Consider the following 21,434-nt stretch of genomic DNA (forward strand, 5'->3'; position numbering starts at 1 on the left):
TGTTTGTTTGCTGTTTCTCACACTCTGCGCAAATCCCCACTGGTTATATTGACGTCACCCTCAACAGTTGCCAAATTGGTAGCCTCAGGGGTATGACCAGTGGATAGTTTGGGTGAATTCCACGCACCTAGATCCGCCGGGAAACGTTTTCACCGGCACCCGCACCGTATTCCTTCAGGCGTCTCCCTGACGCCACGCCCAGAGCCGACCACCGACAAAAACATTACAGGCCGGCCTGTAGAACAACACACAACACCACATCACAATCTATGGAGTTACGCGATGAGAATCTCCTTGGGAAAATCAGGGTTACTTAAGTTCAGCATGGGCCTGCTGGCGCTGTCCGTGGCGGCTGGCGTGCAGGCAAAAACCCTGGTCTACTGCTCTGAAGGCTCGCCGGAAGGTTTTAACCCACAGCTCTTTACCTCTGGCACCACCTATGACGCCAGCTCCGTGCCGATCTACAACCGTCTGGTGGAGTTCAAAATCGGCACCACCGAGATCCAGCCCGGTCTGGCCGAAAAGTGGGATGTCAGTGAAGATGGCAAAACCTACACCTTCCACCTGCGTCAGGGCGTGAAGTGGCAGAGCAGCAAGGATTTCAAGCCGACGCGTGACTTCAACGCCGACGACGTGCTCTTCTCCTTCAACCGCCAGAAAGATGAAAACCACCCGTACCATAAGGTCTCCGGCGGCAGCTACGAGTACTTCCAAGGCATGGGGATGCCAGACCTGATCAACAAGGTCGAGAAGGTGGATGACCACACGGTGCGCTTCGTGCTGAACCGCCCGGAGTCGCCGTTCCTCGCCGATCTGGCGATGGATTTCGCCTCCATCATGTCTGCTGAGTATGCCGACAACATGCTGAAGGCGGGCACCCCGGAGAAGATTGACCTCAACCCGATCGGCACTGGCCCGTTCCAGCTGCTGCAATACCAAAAAGATTCGCGCATCCTCTACAAGGCGTTTGAGGGCTTCTGGGGCACCAAGCCGCAGATCGACCGTCTGGTCTTCTCCATCACGCCGGACGCCTCGGTGCGTTACGCCAAGTTGCAGAAGAATGAGTGTCAGGTGATGCCGTACCCGAACCCGGCGGACATCGCGTCGATGAAGAACGACAAGGCGATCAACCTGATGCAGCAACCGGGGCTGAACGTCGGCTATCTCTCGTTCAACGTCGAGAAAAAGCCGCTGGATAACGTCAAGGTGCGTCAGGCGCTGAGCATGGCGGTCAACAAGAAAGCGATCATTGACGCGGTCTATCAGGGCGCGGGCCAGTCGGCCAAGAACCTGATCCCGCCAACCATGTGGAGCTACAACAACGACGTTCAGGACTACGCCTACGACCCGGAAAAAGCCAAGGCGCTGCTGAAAGAGGCCGGTATGGCGGATGGCTTCAGCATCGACCTGTGGGCGATGCCGGTACAGCGCCCCTACAACCCGAACGCGCGCCGCATGGCGGAGCTGATTCAGGCGGACTGGGCGAAAGTGGGCGTGAAGGCCAAGATCGTCACCTATGAGTGGGGTGAGTACCTGAAGCGCGCCAAAGATGGCGAGCACCAGACGGTGATGATGGGCTGGACTGGCGACAACGGGGATCCGGATAACTTCTTCGCCACCCTGTTCAGCTGTGATGCAGCCAAGCAAGGATCGAACTACTCTAAATGGTGTTACAAGCCGTTTGAAGACCAGATCCAACCGGCGCGCGCCGAAGCCGATCACAACAAGCGCATCGAGTACTACAAACAGGCGCAGGTCGTGATGCATGACCAGGCCCCGGCGCTGATTATCGCCCACTCCACCGTGTACGAGCCGGTACGCAAAGAGGTGAAGGGCTACGTTGTTGACCCGCTGGGCAAACACCACTTCGAGAACGTCTCCATGGAGTGATGCCGTCCCCGCCCGCCAGGGCGCATAACGGCATCCGGCGCGGGCCGCCCCCGCGCCGTTCCCGGATAGGCCGGCGCAGCCCGGCCCCGTCGAGGGATCGAACTATTTTGTGACCTGTTGGGGTGCGGCTTCCCGCCGCGCCCGATTCAGATGTGAGCCTTGTCCAAGCCTGGGGAGCCGCGGTTCCCCGGGCCTTCTATACAGAGAGTTCGGGTTATGTTGCAGTTCATACTCCGGCGTTTGGGACTGGTTATCCCAACGTTTATCGGTATCACCCTGCTGACCTTCGCCTTCGTCCATATGATCCCCGGCGACCCGGTGACCATCATGGCCGGCGAGCGCGGCATCTCCGCTGAGCGCCACGCGCAGCTGATGGCAGAAATGGGACTGGATAAGCCCCTCTACCAACAATATTTCCACTATGTCGGCGCGGTGTTGCAGGGCGACCTCGGCATCTCGCTGAAGAGCCGCATCCCAGTGTGGGATGAGTTCGTGCCGCGTTTCTTCGCCACGCTGGAGCTGGGCATCTGCGCGATGCTGTTCGCGGTGGTGGTCGGCATCCCGGTCGGGGTGCTGGCGGCGGTCAAACGCGGCTCGGTGTTTGACCACACCGCCGTTGGCATCTCGCTGACCGGCTATTCCATGCCGATTTTCTGGTGGGGCATCATGCTGGTGATGCTGGTCTCGGTGCAGCTGAACCTGACGCCAGTCTCCGGCCGCATCAGTGACACCGTGTTCCTCGACGACACCCTGCCGCTCACCGGCTTCATGCTGATCGACACCTTTATCTGGGGCGAACCGGGTGATTTCACCGACGCGGTGATGCACATGATCCTGCCAGCCATCGTGCTCGGCACCATCCCGCTGGCGGTGATTGTGCGCATGACCCGCTCCTCGATGCTGGAGGTGCTGGGCGAGGACTACATCCGCACCGCGCGCGCCAAGGGCGTCAGCCGGATGCGGGTGATCATCGTCCACGCGCTGCGCAACGCCATGCTGCCAGTGGTGACGGTAATTGGCCTCCAAGTCGGCACGCTGCTGGCGGGCGCGATCCTGACCGAGACCATCTTCTCCTGGCCGGGGCTGGGACGCTGGCTGATCGATGCGCTGCAACGCCGTGACTACCCGGTGGTGCAGGGCGGGGTGCTGCTGATCGCCACCCTGATTATTCTGGTTAACCTGCTGGTAGACGTGCTCTACGGCGTGGTTAACCCCCGTATCCGACACAAGAAATAGGGGGCGCACATGTCTCAAATCAGTGAGCCAGTCGGCACCGAATCCCAGCGCGGCACCGCGCCGGTGCCCATGACCCCGATGCAGGAGTTCTGGCACTACTTCAAACGCAACAAGGGCGCGGTGGTGGGCCTCGCCTATATCATCCTGATGCTGGTGGTGGCGCTGGGCGCGGGCTTCCTTGCGCCGCACGCGCCAGCGGAGCAGTTCCGCGACGCGCTGCTGAAGCCGCCGGTCTGGCAAGAGGGCGGTAGCTGGCAGTTCCTGCTCGGCACCGATGACGTGGGCCGCGATGTCCTGTCGCGCCTGATGTATGGCGCGCGGCTGTCGCTGCTGGTGGGCTGTCTGGTGGTGGTGCTGTCGTTGATCATGGGCGTGGTGCTCGGCCTGCTGGCCGGTTACTTCGGCGGCATGGTGGACATCATCATCATGCGCGTGGTGGACATCATGCTGGCACTGCCGAGCCTGCTGCTGGCGCTGGTGCTGGTGGCGATCTTCGGCCCCTCCATCGTCAACGCCTCGCTGGCGCTGACCTTCGTGGCGCTGCCGCACTATGTGCGCCTGACGCGCGCGGCGGTGCTGGTGGAGGTCAACCGCGACTACGTCACCGCCTCACGCGTGGCGGGCGCGGGCGCGATGCGCCAGATGTTCGTCAATATCCTGCCCAACTGTCTGGCACCGCTGATCGTGCAGGCGTCGTTGGGCTTCTCCAACGCCATCCTCGATATGGCGGCGCTGGGCTTCCTCGGCATGGGCGCGCAGCCGCCGACGCCAGAGTGGGGCACCATGCTGTCCGATGTGTTGCAGTTCGCGCAGAGCGCCTGGTGGGTCGTGACCTTCCCCGGCCTGATCATCCTGCTGACGGTATTGGCATTCAATTTGATGGGGGATGGCCTGCGTGACGCCCTTGACCCCAAACTCAAGCAGTAGGAGGACGCGACATGTCTGCAACCGAAATTTTGACTGAGGCGCCCGCGCCTTCCGCCGCGGCGGGCAAGCCCCTGCTGACCGTGGATCAGCTCTCCGTGCACTTTGGCGACAGCGCGGCGCCGTTCCGCGCCGTGGATCGCATCAGCTATCAGGTGGCACAGGGGCAGGTGATCGGCATCGTTGGTGAGTCCGGCTCCGGCAAATCCGTCAGTTCGCTGGCGATCATGGGCCTGATCGACTTCCCCGGCAAAGTGATGGCCGAACGGCTGGCCTTCAACGGCCATGACCTCCAGACGATGAGCGAGAAGCAGCGCCGCCAGCTGGTGGGTTCCGAAGTGGCGATGATCTTCCAGGACCCGATGACCAGCCTCAACCCCTGCTACACCGTTGGTTACCAGATTATGGAGGCGCTGAAGGTGCATCAGGGCGGCAGCAAAAAGACCCGCCGCCAGCGCACCATCGACCTGCTGACGCAGGTGGGCATCCCTGACCCGGCCTCGCGGCTGGATGTCTACCCGCACCAGCTCTCGGGCGGCATGAGCCAGCGCGTGATGATCGCGATGGCTATCGCCTGCCGGCCCAAGCTGCTGATCGCCGATGAGCCGACCACCGCGCTGGACGTGACCATTCAGGCGCAGATCATTGAGCTGCTGCTGGAGCTGCAACAGCGCGAGAACATGGCGCTGATTTTGATCACCCACGATTTGGCGCTGGTGGCCGAGGCGGCGCACCAGATCATCGTGATGTATGCCGGGCAGGTGGTGGAAGTGGGCAAGGCGGAGGAGATCTTCCGCGCGCCGCGCCACCCCTACACGCAGGCGCTGCTGCGCGCCCTGCCGGAGTTCGCCGCCGACAAGGCGCGGCTGGCCTCGCTGCCGGGCGTGGTGCCGGGCAAATATGACCGCCCGACCGGCTGCCTGCTCAATCCGCGCTGCCCCTACGCCACCGACCACTGCCGCGCCGTGGAACCGGCCCTGCGCCAGATCCCTGGCCGGCAGTCCAAATGCCACTACCCGCTCGATGACGCCGGGAGACCGACCTATGACCAATAATGCGCCGCTGTTGCAGGCGATTGACCTGAAAAAGCACTACCCGGTAAAACGCGGGATGTTCGCGCCGGAGCGGATGGTGAAGGCGCTGGATGGCGTCTCCTTCACGCTGGAGCGCGGCAAGACGCTGGCGGTGGTGGGCGAGTCCGGCTGTGGCAAATCGACCCTTGGCCGCCTGCTGACGATGATTGAGACGCCGACCGGTGGCGAGCTTTACTACCAAGGGCAGGATCTGCTGCAACCGGATGTGACGGCCGAGAAGCTGCGCCGCCAGAAGATCCAGATTGTGTTCCAGAACCCCTATGGCTCGCTCAACCCGCGCAAAAAGGTGGGGCAGATTCTGGAGGAGCCGCTGCTGATCAACACGCCGCTGAGCGCCGCCGAGCGGCGGGAGAAGGCGTTGGAGATGATGGCGAAGGTGGGCCTGAAGACCGAGCACTACGATCGCTACCCGCACATGTTCTCCGGCGGCCAGCGCCAGCGCATCGCCATCGCCCGTGGACTGATGCTCAACCCGGACGTGGTGATCGCCGATGAGCCAGTCTCCGCCCTCGACGTCTCCGTCCGCGCGCAGGTGCTGAACCTGATGATGGATTTGCAGCAGGAGCTGGGCCTCTCCTACGTCTTCATCTCCCACGATCTGTCGGTGGTGGAGCACATCGCCGACGAGGTGATGGTGATGTACCTCGGGCGCTGCGTGGAGAAGGGCACCAAGGAGGCGATCTTCAACAACCCGCGCCACCCTTATACGCAGGCGCTGCTCTCCGCCACCCCGCGCCTCAACCCAGACCAGCGGCGCGAACGCATCAAGCTGACTGGCGAACTGCCCAGCCCGCTCAACCCGCCGCCGGGCTGCCCGTTCAACGCCCGCTGCCGCCGCGCCTTCCACGTCTGCCCACAGCAGCAACCGCAGCTGAAGCAGTATGGCGATCAATTGGTGGCCTGCTTCGCGGTCGATGAGGATGAGAAAGCCCACGCCGAGCAGCTCCCGGCCTGACCTTCCTCCCTCCTTCATAGGGCGCGCAAGCGCCCTTTTTTATCGGCAGTGCCACCCCGCACCGATCAAGTAGCGATCAAGTAACCGATCAAGTAGAGTGTGGCTACACTTCCCACGCCGAGCCGCCCATGCGCTATACGCCGCCCTTTACCCTGACCTCTGAGATCCTTAACCATGTGGCTGACATCAGTGCGCTGCTGGGGCAGTGGTCGGTCACGCAAAATGAGATCCTGACGCCGCAGTTGCGCCGGGGAAACCAGATTCGCACCATTCAGGCATCGTTGGCGATTGAGAACAACACGCTGTCGCTGGCGCAGGTGACGGCCGTGCTGGAGGGGAAGCGGGTGCTGGGCCTGCCGCATGAGATCCAGGAGGTACGCAACGCCTTCGCGGCTTACCAGCGGCTGATGGCATGGCAGCCGTACCAGATTACGCACCTGCTTCAGGCGCATGGGGTATTGATGCAGGGGCTGGTGGATCATGCTGGCCACTTTCGCCAGAGCGGCGTCGGCATCTACCGGGATAAGCAACTGATCCATATGCCGCCGCCCGCCGACCGGGTGCCGCTGTTAATGCGCGAGCTGCTGGCATGGTGCGGCGCGACGGATTGCCATCCGCTGGTGGCAAGCTGCGTCTTTCACTATGAATTCGAGTTCATCCACCCCTTTGCGGATGGCAACGGGCGGATGGGGCGGCTATGGCAGTCCCGGTTGCTCAGTGAGTGGCAGCCGCTGTTTGCCTTCCTGCCGGTCGAGACCGTGATCAAGACGCGGCAGGAGGAGTACTACGCTGCCCTGTCAGCCGCCGATCGGCAGGCGCAGGCCACTCCCTTTATTGCCTTCATGCTGGCTGCCATTCTGGAGGCGATGCGGGAGGTGCAGGCGGTGGCGGAGCCAGCCATCCGCCTGACGCCTGCCGTACAGGCGCTGCTCCAGACGCTCTACCGCAGCCCGCCGCTGAAAAGCGCCGAGCTGATGGCGGCGCTGGGGCTGCGCCACCGGCCGACCTTCCGGCAAAACGTACTGGAACCGGCCTTGCAAAGGGGGTGGGTAGCGATGGTCAACCCCGATGCGCCCCGTAGCCCGCAACAGCGTTACTGGCTGACGGCGGCGGGGGATCAGGTGCTCGCCAATTGGCTGGAATAAAAAAGCCGGGCAAGCCCGGCTGTGTTTATTTGACCGACCAGTAGGCGAGCAGCTGGAGGGCGGAGGAGTAGTAGCCGTCGTCATCCTGTAGGGTGTCGGTGACGTTGAAGTCATCGCCCAGCGTGACGTCGCGGACGGCGAGCATTCCCGGTGAGAGGGCGTAGTTGGCCTTGGCACCGCTCTGCACGTCGATGAAGGCGGGCGTGTTGTCGCGCGGGTAACCCTGCCAGTAGTGGACGAAGGGTTGCAGCGCCGGGGTGCCGCGTTCGGCCCAGTTCAGGTAGAGCGGGATGCGCACCGCGTCATAGCTGAAGCGCGGCGGCCAGCCCTCGGCGGGGGAGAGGCTGCCATCGGCGCGCAGCGTCACCCAATCGGTGGGCAGGCCCACTTTGCCAAAGTTCATCTGTTGCAGCAGCGCAAGGCAGTCGTCGTTCAGCGATTTCCACACCTTCAGGTGGCTGTGCTGGTAGAACGCCTTCCACGCCGGGAACAGGAAGTAGGAGGGGTTCAGCGTCACGTAGCTGGTGTGGTTGAAGCCGTAAATGCCCGGCAGCATCACCGTTTTGCCAGCGAACTCGACCACGTTGTGCTTCACGATCGCCGCCTGCAACTTCTCGGAGGCGCGGGTGTAGGCGGCGTGGTGCCACTTATCGCCCGCCAGCAGCAGCGCCCAGGCCATCAGGATGTCGCCGTCGGCGGCGTTGTTCTTGTCGCCCACCTTCTCTTTGGCGTTCGGGTCAAAGCGCCAGGCGTACAGCCCCACCTCCTTACGGTAGAGGGTTTTGTCCGCCCACTGGTAGAGGCGGTCAAAGGTGGGGCGGTCATTGTTGAAGACCGCCAGCAACATGCTGAACCCCTGTCCCTCGGTGTGGCTGACGCTGCGGTTGGCGGTATCGACAATCCGGCCATCCGGCATCAGGAAACGGCTTTTGAACTGGCTCCAGCCCTCGCCCTGCGCGCAGGCCAGCGCGGAAAACAGCCCCAGTACCAGAATCAGCGCCGCGTGGCGCACTGCTCTCATCATCTTGGTTGTCCTAGTAAGCGGCCGCGCCAGGGGGCGCGGCCAAAAGCCGATTACCGTCCGTTGTGGTAGCGGAACCGCAAGGCACCCTGTGCGTCCGTGCCCTCACTGCGCAACGGCACCTGCGGCTGGCCGCCCTGTGCCTGCAACCAGACGGCGTAGGCCCCCTCCAGCAGCGCGCTGAAGCCCGCCTGCCACTGCGCCCGGTCGCCCTGCGGCGCCTGCGGCCAGGCCAGATGCGTCAGCGCCAGATCGCGCTCGCCCGGCTCCAGCCGCACTTCGCCCCAGTCAAAATCCGCCAGCAGCCGGTTAAGCGCATCTTCCAATTCTCCCACCGTCCGGCAGGCTGGCAGCGGGTGGCGGGTCGCCAGATTGCCGCCCATCAGGCGCAGGAACTGGCGGCCATCCTCGCCCTCGGCGCTCTCCAGCACGCCAGAGAGCAGAACCTGCACCAGATCCTGCCAGCCCGGCACCCTCTGTCGGCGCTGGTGGTAGGCGAGTTGTTGGGCGTTCGCGTCTTGCATCAAAGTGTTCATTCGTTATTTCCTGTCCAGCAGGTAGCGGAAGTAGACCTCCGCCCTGCTCTCATTGTAGTCACCAAAGGTGTCATAACCCACCTTGCCGCCGATGATCATGTTGCGGTTAAGGTGGTAGTTGCCAGCCGCGCCCAGGTTCCAGCCGATGCCGCTCTCGCTGCCGCCGCTGTAGTAGGCCTCTTTGCCGTAGCCGTCCGCCACCAGCGACTCCAGCTGGGCCTGCATCGCCGGGTCATCCGGGAAGTAGGCGCTCTTGTCCTTGCTGTAGGACTGGTAGCCGATGGAGGCATTCAGCTTCATGTCCCAGTCATCCACCTTCTGGGTGTACTCCACCGGGAAGGCGACGCTGACATAGTTCTGCGGGCTGAAGTAGCCGCCCTGTCCGTAGCTGAAGTAGCTGAGGTTCTTGGCGAAGTCCATGTAGCCGACGTTGACGCCCACCTTCAGCTCGCGATCCTCGGCGCGCAGGGGGCGCATATACAGCCCGGCGTTGGTCTCGATGCTGTGGTTGGAGGCCACGTGGTTGCCGAGGTAGCTGTAGTAGCCCACGCCAGCGTAGAACCCGGCATCGCCGTCGTCATAGGAGAGGTTGAGGTTGCCGCCATTCTTGGTCACCTGGCCCCACTTCTTGCCGCTGTAGGTATCTTCGGTGCCGACGTAGGAGAGCAGGCTGTCCGTCACCGCGCGGCGCTCGGCGGTGGCCGTCAGCGTGGTGTAGTCACCCAGCTTCGGCGCGATCTGCACGCCGCCCACCAGCGAGTTGAGATCCTGGCCGAGCGGCGTGGAGCCGATGTCCGCCTTGTACCCCTCGCCCTGAATCGCCAGCGCCAGCTCCACGCCGGAGGCGTTCTGGTTGCCGGACTCTGGTGCCTCATACTCGTCCGGGTCAACGCCGCTGATGGTGGCATAGGCCGTACAGAGGGCAGAGGTGGCGTTGGTGGAGCTACAGCTGGCGGAGGAGAGACGGGTCACCTCGCTCTGCAACTCGCCAAGGCTGGCGTAGCTGTCCAGATCCAGCCCGGCCGCCTTGGCGGCTTTGGCGACGGTGGCTTTGGCGGACACCGCCTGCGCCAGTGCGCCCTGCCCGAAGCGGCTGTTGCCGGTGCTGCTACTGCTGCCAGCGCTGAGGGAGATCGGCGTCGCGGTGAAGCTGACGCGCGCGTCGTCAAACGGCACGGCGGAGAAGGTCAGCGGTGCCTTCGCCTCGGTCAGCTGGCTGAGGCCGCTCTCGCCATCGCGCCCACGAATCGACAGCTCGCCCTGTGCCCAGGTGGCGACGCGCTCCTGCAAGGTGTCCAGCATCGCGTTCACCTGTTTCAGGGTCGAGGCCTGTTGGGCCAGTTGCGGCGAGGCCGGTGCGCCGGGGATCTGGCCGTAGGGGGTGTCCGCCTGCTGCCACGGCAGCACGCTGCCATACTGCGAGCGGGTGGTGGTGCCGTTGCGGGTCGAGCGGTTGATGAACGGGTTGTCGGTCAGCGCCAGCCCACCGATGGTCGGTGCGTTATCCGCGCCGCCGAGGCCAATCATCTTGCCCTTGGCGGAGCGCAGCAGCGCCAGCGCCTGATCGTGATCGCCATCGGCCTCGGCCAGCCGCGCCGCTTGCAACAGGCGTTGCGGGGTGCGCGGCCCGGTGAAGCCCGCCATCAGCATCCGTGCCTGATCGAGGTCGCCCTGCGCCAGCGCCACTTCCACCGCCCCCTCACGCGCCTCCTGCGACGGCGTGTCGCGCGGCAACAGCCAGGCGTAGACCTTGCCCGCCTCGTCATTCATCTTGCCGGACTGGTAGAGGCGCGCCATCGCCAGCATCAGGTCGCGGTTCTGCGGATCCTGTTGCAGCGCGACAATCAGCCGGTCGTAGGCGGCGGCATTCTGCCCCTGCTCGCGCAGGCGGTCACTCTCATCGATGATGAAGCCGGTGCGCAGGCGCGAAAGCTGCTCGGGCGTGCTGCCCGCCTGCACCGACGGGTTGCTGAGCCAGCTTTCGGCCTCGCCGCCCAGCCCGGTGGCGTTGAGCACCGCGATCTGGTCGGCATAGTCGCCCGCGTTGCCGTGCGCGCCCAGCTGCATGTTCTGGCGCACCAGCGCGACGGCGGAGGCGCTGTCACCGGCGGCCAGCAATCCCTTCGCCAGCGCGCCTGCGTCGGCCGGGGCGCTGGGCGGGGTCTGGGCGAGGGCATGGAGCGTATTGGCGGCGGCGGTGAGGTTGCCACTCTGCAAATAGGCGTTGGCGGTGACCATCTGCTGGTTGAAGTGCGCCCGCGCCGCCAGCTCACGCATTGCGGTGTTGCGGTTGCGCGCCGGGATGCGCGCCAGCAGGGTGTCAGTGCGCGCCCACTCGCCGCGCTCCGAGGCAAACAGCGCGGCGGCATAAATGCTCTCCTGCGGCGCATCCGGGCTGGTGGCCGGGGCCATCAGCTCATCCGCTTGCTGGTTGTCGCCCAGCTTGCTGAGGATGCGCGCCATATCCAGCCGCAGCCAGATGTTGCCCGGCTGCTTTTCGCGCCCCTGCTGCAACAGCGCCAGCGCGCGTTGCGGGTTGTTGGCCTGCACCGCGGCGGCGGCCTCGCGCCGCAGTGGCTCGATGCTGTCGTTCGCCGGTTGGAGCTGCGCGCGCTGTGCGGCAGGCAGTGATTGCAGCAACTGCTGTGCCTCGCTGCCGTTGTTTCCCTGCTGGCGCAGCACATAGTAGAGGCCGCTTTTGGCGTCGCTGCTCTGGGCATCCTGCGCCAGCGCGCGGCGGTAGGCCTGTTCGGCGGCAGGCAGATCGCCCTTGCGGCGCAACAGGTCGGCGCGCAACAGCGTGGCCGCCAGCCCCTGCTTGCCGGGCGCATCGGCCAGCGGCGCGGAGAGGGCGAGGGCGCGGTCGAGCTCACCGGCCTTGGCGGCCTGCCGGGCAGCGGCCAGTTCGGCGTAGAAGTGCGCCTCCTGTGCCTGCGTGCGCCACTGGTCGCTGTTCGGCCCGCCCTGCTGCGCGGCGCGCGTCAGGTACTCCTCGGCACCGGCAAAGTTGCCCGCCCGCCCGGCGATGTAGCCAAGGCCCGCCAGCGCGTCGCCGTCATTCGGGTTCGCCGCCAGCACCGACTCAAACTGCGCCTGCGCGCTGCGGGTGTCGCCGCTGTTCAGCGCGGTGAAGCCCTCGCCCTTGGCGGCCGCGCCGAGGTTTTTGCGGAAGTAGACCATCACACCATCATCGTTCGGGTGGCGCTGCTGGTATGCCTGATAGAGCGGCTCATCGGACGGCTGCGGGTGCAGCCACAACAGCGCCTGACGCAGGGCGCGATCCGCTTCGCTGTTTTTCATCGCCAGCCCGTTGAGCAGGCTGATGCCGTCGCGGCGGGTCGGCTCCTGATAGGTCATCGCCTTGCCGAGCGCCAGCCGCGCCACGCCGTTGCCGGGCTGCGCAGCGACGCGCGCTTGCAGGCCGCGGATGGCGTCCGGTAGCTGCGCCGGATCGCCGGACATGGTGAGGTAGTACTCATCGGCCAGGCTCTCCGGCGGCACGCTGCCGCTGAACAGCGAGCGGTACGCCTCCAGCGCCTGCGTGATGTTGCCGTGCGCCGCCAGCTGGCGCGCATGGGCCAGCTGGGAAGGCGGGATGGACTGCACGGCGGTGGCGTTATCGATCGCCTGCAAGCGCGGGTCATCCGGTGCCACCGCGCTCAGCTTCTGGCGCCACGCGGCGGCCGACGCCTGATCGCCCGCCTGCATCGCGTACAGCGACATCAGGTAGAGCGCCTCCGGGTTGTTGGCGTCCACCATCAGCACTTTTTGCAGCGCGTCCTTCGCCAGCTCGTCGTGGGCCTTCTCATGCCAGTAGGCGGCCTGATCGAACAGCGCCTTCAGCGCCGGGTTGTCATCCGCCGCCAGCGCGCTGATCGGCAGCGTCGCCAGACCGGCGGCGCACAGCGCCAGACGCAGCCGCGAGGGCAGCAGGGAGGCCGGGCGGCGCGGCGGGCAGTTACGGTTGGTCATTCTTCTTATCCTTGCTGGCCGCGCCACGATACGGGGCCAGACGTTGGGCGGCATGGCGGGCCAGCAGCACATAGAGACTCAGGCCGATGGCGGCGGCGAACAGCACCATCACCAGCGACAGCAACACGATATGTTGGCTGGCGTACCAGACCATCATCAGATACCACGGCAGCTGGCCGACCGGCACCTGCGGGCCGACGCGGAAGCTGCGCACGCCATTCTCATCGGTAATGACGGCCAGATCGCCGCGCACCCCGGCGTTGATGGCGGAGGACTTCAGATCCCCACGCAGCTTCAGCAGCTCCTGATCGTTGGTGGCCGTTGCCAGCACCACCACCCGGTTGTGTGACCAGAGCGAGGGGAAGCTGAGGAAGCCACGCCACGCGTCGGTGGAGGAGAGGTAGCGGTCGGCCTCCATCGGCTTGCGGAACCAGTCGCCGCTGGCCCACGCCTTCAGGCGCGCGAGCGTCCCTGGCTGGCGCACTGTCAGCGCGCCCTCCTCCTGTTGGAACGGCGTGCCGGTGAGCAGCGCGCCGGTGAAGGCCCGCTCGCCGAGCGTCGCCACCGCCAGAATGTCGCGATCTTCCAGCACCGCGCGGTCACGCGGCAGGCCAAACGCCACCTGCACCCGGCTGACCGGCACCCCGGTGGCATTGCCCGCGCGCCCCATCAGCCCCAGCAGCGTGCGCAGCTCCGCCGCGCTCGGCGTGGCTGGCAGCAGCAGCAGGGTCTGCGAGAGATCCGCCAGCCGCGAGAACGGGAACGACGCGCCGACGTAGTAGGAGAGATTCGGCAGCTGCGAGAAGTGGTGCGTGTGCGTCAGGTCAATATAGGAGTCGTCATCAATGCGGCTCTTGATATTGTTGCTGGTCAGCAGGCTGCACGGCGCGTCCTGCTTCGGCGCAATCGCGTAGTAGAAGGAGAGTTGGTTGTCGCCGTAGATCAGGTAGGGGGCGAGGTGCAGGGTGGTGCTCTCCTGCCGGGTATCGCCGCCCAGATAGCGCCACGCGCTCTCCAGCAGGCCGGTTTTGTTGACCGGCAGATTGCGCAGGAAGGTGCCGTTGATCGAGACGTTAAGCTGCGAGCGATCCTCGTCAATCCAGCTCTCGGTCGGGAAGCGGTAACCCAGCTGCACCGGCACGGTGTCGCCATCCCACATGAACAGATCGGGCGCGGCGCGGAACGCCACGTGCAGGCTGTCATGGTAGATGCCGTTGGCAACCAGCGCGTCGCTCTCCTTGACCAGCGTGCGCAGCGGCACCGGCTGGCTGGTACTGATCCAGCGCGGCGCGTCGTAGGGCTGGTGCACCGGCAGCGTCGCGGCCGTGACCGCCAGCGTGCTCTGCCCAGCCGGCAGCGGCGCGCTCACCAGCCGCCAGGCGGCCTGACGCAACTGCTGCTCATCACTGCCCAGCACCAGCAGCAGTTTGTAGAGTGGGTTGATCGGGTTGTCGATCAGTTGCAGCGACGCGCCCTCGGCGGCTGGCAGCGTCAGCGGGCCAATCTGGTCGCCCGGTTTACCAAACACGATGCCGTTCTGCTCCGGCAGGCGGCCGAGCGCCACCGGGAAGTCGATGCCGCGGTAATCGGCGCGCATCCCCAGCCAGGAGGCGACCAGCGCCGCCGCGTTGACCTGCTGCGGTTGCGGCGTCGCGGGGAAGGCGAGGGTCACGTCGGAGCCGGTCATCTGCAACGGGTCGAAGAACGGGCGCGGGAAGTGGCCGAGGTCGCGGCCAATGTCCAGCCGCTGCCCCTCAAGCTGGATGCGGCTCTGCGGCAGCACCGTTACCCAGTACTTGTCGGACTGGTCGCGCTCGCACTGCATGGTGTTGCGATCCTGCACCTCAAAGCTCAGGTTGTTGCTCGACACCACCATCGCCGCCGGGATATCCAGCTCATACTCCGCCTCACTGCCGTCACCGGCGAGTGGGAGCGCGCCCAACGGCTGGCCGTTGAGCATCAGTTGCAGGCTGGTGTCGCGCGCCAGCAGGGCAGGGGAGACCTTCAGCGCCAGCGTCAGCTTGGCATGGGTGATCACCTGATCCGCTGGCAGCGTGAAGAGGATGCCGGAGCGCAACTGGCCGCCGCCCAGCGTCAGCCCCTTCTGCTGGCCCATCTCCGCGACGCTCAGGCTGCTGGCCGTGCCCTGCACCAGCGGCACGGCGGGCGCGCTGGCGGCAGCGGGCGGGGTGAATGCGGGCATCTCGGTGGGCAGCGCCGTTGGCGCGGTGTCCACCGGACGCGGCAGGGTGGAGAGAAAATCGGGCGCGGCTGGCTCCGCCTGCCCGTGGGCGAGCGGCAACAGGCCGAGCGCGGCGGCGAACAGCGGGCGGCTGCGGCGCAACAGGGTGTTCAGCCTCATGCGGCCTCCTTCTTGGCGGCCGCACGGCGTGCCTGTCGGGAGTGGGTAAACAGCTCGACCACACAGCGCACAATGCCCAGCAGCGAGCGCAGCGGGCGATCCTGCGGGTACGGCTCGCTGATCCACGCGTCCGCGCGCGCCAGTACCACGCGCACCAGTTCACGGCGGCGGGAGAGCGGCATCGCGCCGAATTGCAGGCGGAGCACCTCGCTGTCGCCGTTGATCAGGCTGACCGGGATGCAGACCGCGCCGGATTGCAGCAGCAGCTCCACCTCCTCGATCACGTCATGCTGGTAGCGCTCATCCGGCGTCAGCAGCTTAACGCCGCCCATCGACATATCCACCGTGGTGGTGCGCACGGAGATGCCGCTGGCGTAGTGCACAATGGCTGGCAGGGCGACGTCGATGCGGATGGTCTTGCGCACCTGGCGCGTCTCCTTGGCGACCGCAATTGCCGCCAGCAGGATCAGCACGCTGAAGCAGGCCCAGGCGATGTTCAGCGCCACCACCATCGGGTCAACGTTGAAGTAGCCATGCGCCACCACGCGCACCACGCCAGCGACGATGCCCATTCCCAGCAGCGCCACCGCAATCAGGTGCGGCTTGACGATGTGGAAGTCGAAGAAGCCGTTGTCGAGCAGGCCGCCCTTGTCGGTCACGTTGAACTTGCCGTGCTTGGGCGAGATCATCGTCAGCAGCGTTGGGATCACCAAGTGGAAGGCCATCACCGTCTCATAGATCTCGCCCCAGAAGGCGTAGCGGTAGCGGCCGTTCATGCGCGAGTTGACGGTGATCGACATCACCAGATGCGGCAGCATGTAGGCGAAGATCAACGACGCCGACGAGGCGATGATGTTCAGGTTGAACAGCAGATAGGCCATCGGCGCGGTCAGGAAGATGACGCGCGGCAGGCCATACTGGAAGTGCAGCATGGCGTTGAGGTAGCAGAGACGCTGTTGCCAGGTCAGGCCACGGCCAAACAGCGGATTATCGACGCGGAAGATCTGCGTCATGCCGCGCGCCCAGCGGGTACGCTGGATAACGTGCAGGCCGAGGCGCTCGGTCGCCAGCCCGGCGGCCAGCGGCAGCGCCAGAAAGGCGGAGTTCCAGCCGAGACGCTGCATCTTCAGCGCGGTGTGGGCGTCTTCGGTGACCGTCTCCACCGCGAAGCCGCCAATCTCCTCCAGGGCCGAGCGGCGGATCACCGCGCAGGAGCCGCAGAAGAAGGTGGCGTTCCAGTTGTCATTGCCCTGCTGCACCGGGCCGTAGAACAGCGCGCCCTCGTTGGGGATGTGGCGTGCCGCCGACAGGTTGCGCTCAAACGGATCTGGCGAGTAGAAGTAGTGCGGCGTTTGCAGCAGCGCCAGCTTCGGCTCTTTCAGGAAGCTGCCGACCGTGGCCTGCAAGAAGGCGCGGGTGGCAACGTGGTCGCAGTCGAAGATGCAGATCAGCTCGCCCTTGGTCAGCGTCATGGCGTGGTTGAGGTTACCGGCCTTGGCGTGGCGGTTGTCATTACGCGTGATGTAGCCGACGCCCGCGTCCGCGGCGAACACCGCGAACTCGTCACGTTTGCCGTCATCCAGCACGTAGATCTTCAGCTTCTCTTTCGGGTAGTCAATGCACTGCGCGGCCAGCACGGTGTCGCGCACCACGTCGAGGCTCTCGTTGTAGGTCGGCACATAGATATCGACGGTCGGCCACAGCGAGGTGTCCGCTGGCAGCGGCTCAATGGTGCGCTTGAGCGGCCAGGTAGTTTGCAGGTAGCCGAGCAGCAGGATCACCCAGACATACAGCTCCGCGATGAACAGGCCGATGCCGAGCACCGCCTCAATGGTGGAGTTGAAGTGCAGGGTTTCGGTGGCGCGCCAATAGATGTAGCGCGTGGACATCAGTACTGACATCACCACCATAATGACGCTGATTTTGGTGCGCTTGCTGAACCCGAGCAGGAACAGCATGGCGATGCCCACCAGCCCAAAGATAAATTGCTTGTCGCTGTCCAGCGGCGTGACGATCACCAGCAGGGCGACCGGCAGCAGCAACAGCAGCAACAGGGAGAACACGAGTTTGGTCATGGGTGACGGAACCGTAATCAGTAGGGGGTAGGGGTGATGGCGGGCTGGAACTCCCCATCGCCCACCTTGATGTCGAGCAGGGCGGCAATTTTTTTGCTGATCAGCTCAATGTCAAAGGCGGCGGCCGACACCGGGCTGAAGTCCATGATGGCGCGCTGCGAGGCGTTGGCTTCTGGCACGCACTCATCACGGTGCACGGTGCCGAGCAAACGGTCGCCCAGCCGCTGCTCCAGGAACTGGGTCACGTCACGGCTCAGGGTGCGGCGCATGTCAATCTGGTTGACCACCACATGCTGGCCGTGGCGGTTGTTGAGCGGCGCGCCAATCAGGCGGTGGGACTCAATCTGCGGCAGCAGCGACAGCGAGGCGGTATCCGCCAGCATCACCACCACGTGCAGGTCAGCCAGCGCTTTCATCGCTTTCAGCGCGGCGCTCGGGCCGGGCGGAAAGTCCGCCAGGATCACCAGCCCAGGGTAGTTGAGCACCGTGTTCAGGCCGCGCGCCAAAAAGCCCGGATCCTGGGCGAGGCGCTGTTCAAAGGCCTCGCGCTGCGCCTCCTCCACCTCGCCATAGGGCAGCACAAAGGTGTTGGAGCCAGCTTTCAGGATGAACTGGCTCCAGTCCGCCGAGGTGGCGGATTCGGCGACAAAGCCGCGCCCGTCGGTCACCGGTACGCCGAAGTGCAGCCGCAGGGCGTTCTGCACGTCAAAATCAATCACCAGCACCTTGGTGCCGCTGCGTGCCAGCGCATAGGCCAGGTTGGCGGTCAGGGTGGTTTTACCAACGCCGCCCTTGGGCGAGCAGACACAGACTAACGGCATGTTGCAATCATCTCTAACAGGGGTTGAAGCAGGGTGTCACGGCGCGCGTCGCCCACTGGGGCAGGGGCACGCTTCTGGCGGAACAGCTGGGTATAGGCTGGCTCAGCCGCCGGGGCGGCAGGCGTGGCTGGCTCTGGCGCGGCCGGGGCGGCAGCAGGCGGCGGCACGGGTGTGGCGGGTGGGGCCACGGCCACAGGTTGCTGGGACGCCAGCGCCGCCAGCAGGCCGGAGGTGGCGAACTCCTGCGCCGGGGCTGCCACCGGCGGTGGCTGAGTGGTGCGCTGGCTGCCGCCCGGTGCGGCCGGGGTGTCTGAAAGCTGGCGCAGGATGGCCCAGTTCTGTGCCGGGTTCTCCTTCTCCTGGCCAGAAAGCTCCTTGTAATCAATCCCTTCCAGGTTGGTTTTTTCGATGAACCTTTTAATGTCGTCGTAGTTATTCATTACCTTGCCTATACGATGGAGGTGGCTGCCGGAAAAGGTAGCGGCAAAAACACCAAAAAGAGGGAGGCCATTTCCTGCGGGGGAGGGGGAATCGGATAGCGCCGCTGCGCCCTGTCGCTGGAGCGCGCTTAATATATCAGTATCGAAAAAGATTGATAGATGGTCAGTTTTGCAACGAATTGCGTGGCTTAACAGCAGTCGAGTGATTTGCTCTGAGATTAATCTCATTAATCAGGTTAAATACTCCCATAATGTAACTATATGAGATTGAAAAGTGGAAAATGCTAAAAGATAGCCATTCGTCAGCCATATACGTTAAATATTTTTAATGCTTGATAATAAATGTCAGACCAGTGGCGGCAGGGCAAAAAACCGGTAAAAGCTGACGAAAGCCAGCAATCAGGGTATAACCGCCCAAAAAAGCGGGTTTTTGGCAGAAAAAATCGCCCCAGCCGGGCAGCGGCAGTCTGAATTATGCGGATCGGTCGCCCGTGGGGTGTGGTCGGCCGCCAGTATGCCTTTTAACAATGAATTTAACTGTTTGTTACTTCCCCGGCTGGCGTATTAACATGGTGGCCGGCCTTGCCGGGCGCAGGGCGTCCGGCTGTTGCTCGACGGACTTCATCAACAGATGATGGGGGCGCCGATAGCGCGGCGCACCCGCGCGGAGTGCGCTTCTCAACTATTTATCGCGACTGGGGCGAGCTAATGGCGGCCCCGGTCTGTGACGGAGATGTATGTTGCGGGTCAGGCGTTCATTGACGATTAAACAGATGGCGGCCGTGTCAGGCGTGGCGGTGGTCACCCTGTGCATTTTTATCACCATCCAGCTCTTCCACCTGGTGCAGCAGCGCCGGGAGGATTACGCCCAGCAGCTGGAGCAGGTGGCGCACGCCATTCGCCAGCCGCTGGCGGAGGCGGTGCTCAACGTAGACCTGCCGCAGGCGCGCGGGCTGCTCAACACCTTCCGCCCCCTTGGCATCGTGACCCGCGCGGACGTGGTGCTGCCGAACAATATCCAGGTGCTGCATGGCGACTTCCCGGCGGAGCGGCCGGTGCCAGCGCTGATCGCCAACGTCTTCTCACTGCCGGTGCGCATCAGCGTGCCGCTCTATACGCTGGAGCGGATGCCCGCCCACCCCAAGCCGCTGGCCTATCTGGTGTTGCAGGCGGACTCCTTCCGCCTCTACCAGCAGATCCGCAGCATCATGATCACCCTGCTCGCCACCTTCCTGCTGATGGCGCTGGTGCTGTCGGTGGCGGTGAGCTGGTGCATGAACCGGCTGATGGTGCACCCGCTGCGCCGCATCGCGCGGGAGCTGGAGGCGCTGGATGAGACGCAGATTTTGCACCACCAGCTGCCGGTGCCGCCGCTGCACAAGGATGATGAGCTGGGGATGCTGACGCGCCACTACAACCGCAACCAACAGACGCTGGCCCGCCGCTTCACCAACAACCCGCGCGAGTGGCCGCGCCACCCGGTGACGGCGCTGCCCAATGACGCACTGTTTACCGAGCTGCTGGCGCAATACCTGCGTTTCCGGCCGCATCCGCCGCGCTTCAATGTGCTGCTGGTGGGGGTGGAGACGCTGCAGGAGGTGGCCGGTGTGCTCAGCGAGGCGCAGCGCAACGCGATGCTGCGCACGCTGGTGGAGCGCCTCCACAGCGAGCTGACGGACAATGACGAGCTGGGGCAGTTTGGGCCGACCGAGTTCAGCATTCTGGCGCGTGACACCGAGCGCCCGTTTCAGGCGATGCGGCTGGCGCGGCGCATCATGGCCGCGCTCAACGCCCCGCTGACCGAGGGGGAGCTGACGGTGCGGCCGGTGGCCAGCATTGGTATCGCCCACTACAGCGGCGAAACCGCGCTGAGCGCCGAGACGCTGGTGCTCAACGCCCGCTCCGCGCTGGTCTCCGCCCACCATCAAGGCAAAAACCAGATCCTGTTCTTCGAGCCGGAATTGACGCGTAAGACCCAGCAGCGGCTGAGTCAGGAGAGCGACATCTTGCAGGCGCTGGAGCACAACGAGTTTGTGCTGTTCCTCCAGCCGCAAATTGACCTGAATACCGGCTGCATCGCCGGGGCGGAGGCGCTGTTGCGCCGCCAGATGCCGGATGGCAGTTTCAGTCTGGACGCCGACTTCATCCCGTTTGCCGAGGAGATTGGCCTGATTGTGCCGCTCGGCTACTGGGTGCTGGAGCAGGGCTGCCGCATTCTGGCGGACTGGCAGCGCGAGGGGATTGAACTGCCGCTCTCGGTCAACCTCTCCGGCGTGCAGATCCAGCACCGCAACTTCCTGCTGGAGCTGAAAACCTTGCTCAGCCGCTACAAGATCAAGCCCGGCACGCTGGTGCTGGAGATCACCGAAACCGCGCGCATCGACGACCTGGATCGCGCGCTGAAGCTGCTCGCCGAACTGCACCAATCTGGCGTCACCGTGGCGCTGGACGATTTTGGCATGGGCTACTCCAGCCTGGAGTATCTGGATCGCCTGCGCTGCCTGCCGGTGGACATCATTAAGATTGACCGCAGCTTCACCGGCAGCCTGCCGGAGGATGACGTGATGGTGCGCATCGTTAACTCCATCGCCCACGCCATGAACATCAGCGTGATTGCCGAGGGCGTCGAGACGCCCGCCCAGTTCCTCTGGCTGAAGGAGAATCAGGTGCCGGTGGGGCAGGGTTACCTGTTTGCCCGCCCGATGCCGCGCAACGCCTTTGAGATGCTGTTGCGCCGTCATCCCCCCTACGTTTTCCAGCCAGAAGACCCCGACCTGCCTGACGCCAGCGGGCACGCCTGACAGGCGGCCCGCCAGCCCACGTTTTTCCTGCTGCAACCCAGACACTCCCCCAGTCAGTGAATCGATTCAGCTCTTAATTTGTCATGATGATATGTCGTAATGGGTAACAAGTTATTTCCCTGTTGTTAGCTTGGTGTTACTTTCGCGACAGCCGCCATGCCC

The 21,434-nt window shown here is 64.5% G+C and carries 14 protein-coding genes; 7 read left to right on the forward strand and 7 right to left on the reverse strand.

Annotation, left to right across the window (positions count from 1 at the left end):
• Window positions 1–282 precede the first annotated feature (282 nt).
• The 6 genes from dppA to C1N62_RS00470 all read left to right on the forward strand — a co-directional run bounded on the left by dppA (window position 283) and on the right by C1N62_RS00470 (window position 7,244).
• Entirely contained in the window at window positions 283–1,890 is a 1,608-nt protein-coding gene (gene dppA, locus C1N62_RS00445) for a dipeptide ABC transporter periplasmic-binding protein DppA (RefSeq protein ID WP_137761789.1), read from the forward strand.
• Between the two features lie 216 nt (window positions 1,891–2,106).
• Window positions 2,107–3,126 (forward strand): dipeptide ABC transporter permease DppB, encoded by a 1,020-nt coding sequence (gene dppB, locus C1N62_RS00450; RefSeq protein ID WP_137761790.1) that lies wholly within the window; start codon window positions 2,107–2,109, stop codon window positions 3,124–3,126.
• A 9-nt stretch (window positions 3,127–3,135) separates the two neighbouring features.
• Window positions 3,136–4,053, forward strand: a complete 918-nt coding sequence (gene dppC, locus C1N62_RS00455; RefSeq protein ID WP_137761791.1) for a dipeptide ABC transporter permease DppC — start codon at window positions 3,136–3,138, stop codon at window positions 4,051–4,053.
• Window positions 4,054–4,064: 11 nt separating this feature from the next.
• Window positions 4,065–5,105: a dipeptide ABC transporter ATP-binding protein gene (gene dppD / locus C1N62_RS00460; protein ID WP_137761792.1), complete on the forward strand. Its 1,041-nt coding sequence runs from the start codon at window positions 4,065–4,067 to the stop codon at window positions 5,103–5,105.
• Window positions 5,095–6,099 carry a dipeptide ABC transporter ATP-binding subunit DppF gene (dppF, locus tag C1N62_RS00465; RefSeq protein ID WP_137761793.1) on the forward strand — a complete coding sequence of 335 codons (1,005 nt, stop codon included), beginning with the start codon at window positions 5,095–5,097 and terminating at the stop codon, window positions 6,097–6,099. Before dppD ends, dppF begins: the two co-directional genes overlap by 11 nt.
• Window positions 6,100–6,227: 128 nt before the next feature.
• Entirely contained in the window at window positions 6,228–7,244 is a 1,017-nt protein-coding gene (locus C1N62_RS00470; RefSeq protein WP_137761794.1) for a Fic family protein, read from the forward strand.
• 25 nt (window positions 7,245–7,269) lie between these two features.
• Here the strand turns inward: C1N62_RS00470 and C1N62_RS00475 are convergent, their stop codons facing one another.
• Genes C1N62_RS00475 through C1N62_RS00505 form a run of 7 tightly spaced genes read right to left on the reverse strand, consistent with a single transcriptional unit; the run spans window position 7,270 to window position 18,471 of the window.
• Window positions 7,270–8,265 carry a glycosyl hydrolase family 8 gene (locus C1N62_RS00475; RefSeq protein ID WP_370465604.1) on the reverse strand — a complete coding sequence of 332 codons (996 nt, stop codon included), beginning with the start codon at window positions 8,263–8,265 and terminating at the stop codon, window positions 7,270–7,272.
• Window positions 8,266–8,318: 53 nt separating this feature from the next.
• Window positions 8,319–8,801, reverse strand: a complete 483-nt coding sequence (gene bcsD / locus C1N62_RS00480) for a cellulose biosynthesis protein BcsD (RefSeq protein ID WP_240775713.1) — start codon at window positions 8,799–8,801, stop codon at window positions 8,319–8,321.
• Between the two features lie 3 nt (window positions 8,802–8,804).
• Window positions 8,805–12,773, reverse strand: a complete 3,969-nt coding sequence (locus C1N62_RS00485) for a cellulose biosynthesis protein BcsC (RefSeq protein ID WP_137761796.1) — start codon at window positions 12,771–12,773, stop codon at window positions 8,805–8,807.
• On the reverse strand, window positions 12,760–15,135 hold the full coding sequence (gene bcsB, locus C1N62_RS00490; protein ID WP_137761797.1) for a cellulose biosynthesis cyclic di-GMP-binding regulatory protein BcsB: 2,376 nt from the start codon (window positions 15,133–15,135) through the stop codon (window positions 12,760–12,762). Before bcsB ends, C1N62_RS00485 begins: the two co-directional genes overlap by 14 nt.
• Entirely contained in the window at window positions 15,132–17,210 is a 2,079-nt protein-coding gene (bcsA, locus tag C1N62_RS00495; RefSeq protein WP_137761798.1) for a UDP-forming cellulose synthase catalytic subunit, read from the reverse strand. The genes bcsB and bcsA overlap by 4 nt, the downstream gene beginning before the upstream one ends.
• Window positions 17,211–17,227: 17 nt before the next feature.
• Window positions 17,228–18,031 carry a cellulose biosynthesis protein BcsQ gene (gene bcsQ / locus C1N62_RS00500; protein WP_137761799.1) on the reverse strand — a complete coding sequence of 268 codons (804 nt, stop codon included), beginning with the start codon at window positions 18,029–18,031 and terminating at the stop codon, window positions 17,228–17,230.
• Window positions 18,022–18,471, reverse strand: a complete 450-nt coding sequence (locus tag C1N62_RS00505) for a cellulose biosynthesis protein BcsO (protein WP_137761800.1) — start codon at window positions 18,469–18,471, stop codon at window positions 18,022–18,024. Before C1N62_RS00505 ends, bcsQ begins: the two co-directional genes overlap by 10 nt.
• A gap of 740 nt (window positions 18,472–19,211) precedes the next feature.
• On the opposite strand from C1N62_RS00505, the gene hmsP reads away from it, so the two are divergent.
• Window positions 19,212–21,272 (forward strand): biofilm formation regulator HmsP, encoded by a 2,061-nt coding sequence (gene hmsP / locus C1N62_RS00510; RefSeq protein ID WP_137764858.1) that lies wholly within the window; start codon window positions 19,212–19,214, stop codon window positions 21,270–21,272.
• Window positions 21,273–21,434 lie beyond the last annotated feature (162 nt).

The sequence above is a fragment of the Nissabacter sp. SGAir0207 genome (assembly GCF_005491205.1).
Lineage (GTDB): Bacteria > Pseudomonadota > Gammaproteobacteria > Enterobacterales > Enterobacteriaceae > Chimaeribacter.

Bases quoted from the DNA above. Each gene is read 5' to 3' on its own strand.
- C1N62_RS00505 (WP_137761800.1), bottom strand. From the start codon at position 18,471: ATGAATAACTACGACGACATTAAAAGGTTCATCGAAAAAACCAACCTG.
- bcsA (WP_137761798.1), bottom strand. From the start codon at position 17,210: ATGACCAAACTCGTGTTCTCCCTGTTGCTGCTGTTGCTGCTGCCGGTC.
- bcsB (WP_137761797.1), bottom strand. From the start codon at position 15,135: ATGAGGCTGAACACCCTGTTGCGCCGCAGCCGCCCGCTGTTCGCCGCC.
- dppC (WP_137761791.1), top strand. From the start codon at position 3,136: ATGTCTCAAATCAGTGAGCCAGTCGGCACCGAATCCCAGCGCGGCACC.
- dppD (WP_137761792.1), top strand. From the start codon at position 4,065: ATGTCTGCAACCGAAATTTTGACTGAGGCGCCCGCGCCTTCCGCCGCG.
- bcsQ (WP_137761799.1), bottom strand. From the start codon at position 18,031: ATGCCGTTAGTCTGTGTCTGCTCGCCCAAGGGCGGCGTTGGTAAAACC.
- dppA (WP_137761789.1), top strand. From the start codon at position 283: ATGAGAATCTCCTTGGGAAAATCAGGGTTACTTAAGTTCAGCATGGGC.
- bcsD (WP_240775713.1), bottom strand. From the start codon at position 8,801: ATGAACACTTTGATGCAAGACGCGAACGCCCAACAACTCGCCTACCAC.
- C1N62_RS00485 (WP_137761796.1), bottom strand. From the start codon at position 12,773: ATGACCAACCGTAACTGCCCGCCGCGCCGCCCGGCCTCCCTGCTGCCC.
- dppB (WP_137761790.1), top strand. From the start codon at position 2,107: ATGTTGCAGTTCATACTCCGGCGTTTGGGACTGGTTATCCCAACGTTT.
- dppF (WP_137761793.1), top strand. From the start codon at position 5,095: ATGACCAATAATGCGCCGCTGTTGCAGGCGATTGACCTGAAAAAGCAC.
- C1N62_RS00470 (WP_137761794.1), top strand. From the start codon at position 6,228: ATGCGCTATACGCCGCCCTTTACCCTGACCTCTGAGATCCTTAACCAT.
- C1N62_RS00475 (WP_370465604.1), bottom strand. From the start codon at position 8,265: ATGAGAGCAGTGCGCCACGCGGCGCTGATTCTGGTACTGGGGCTGTTT.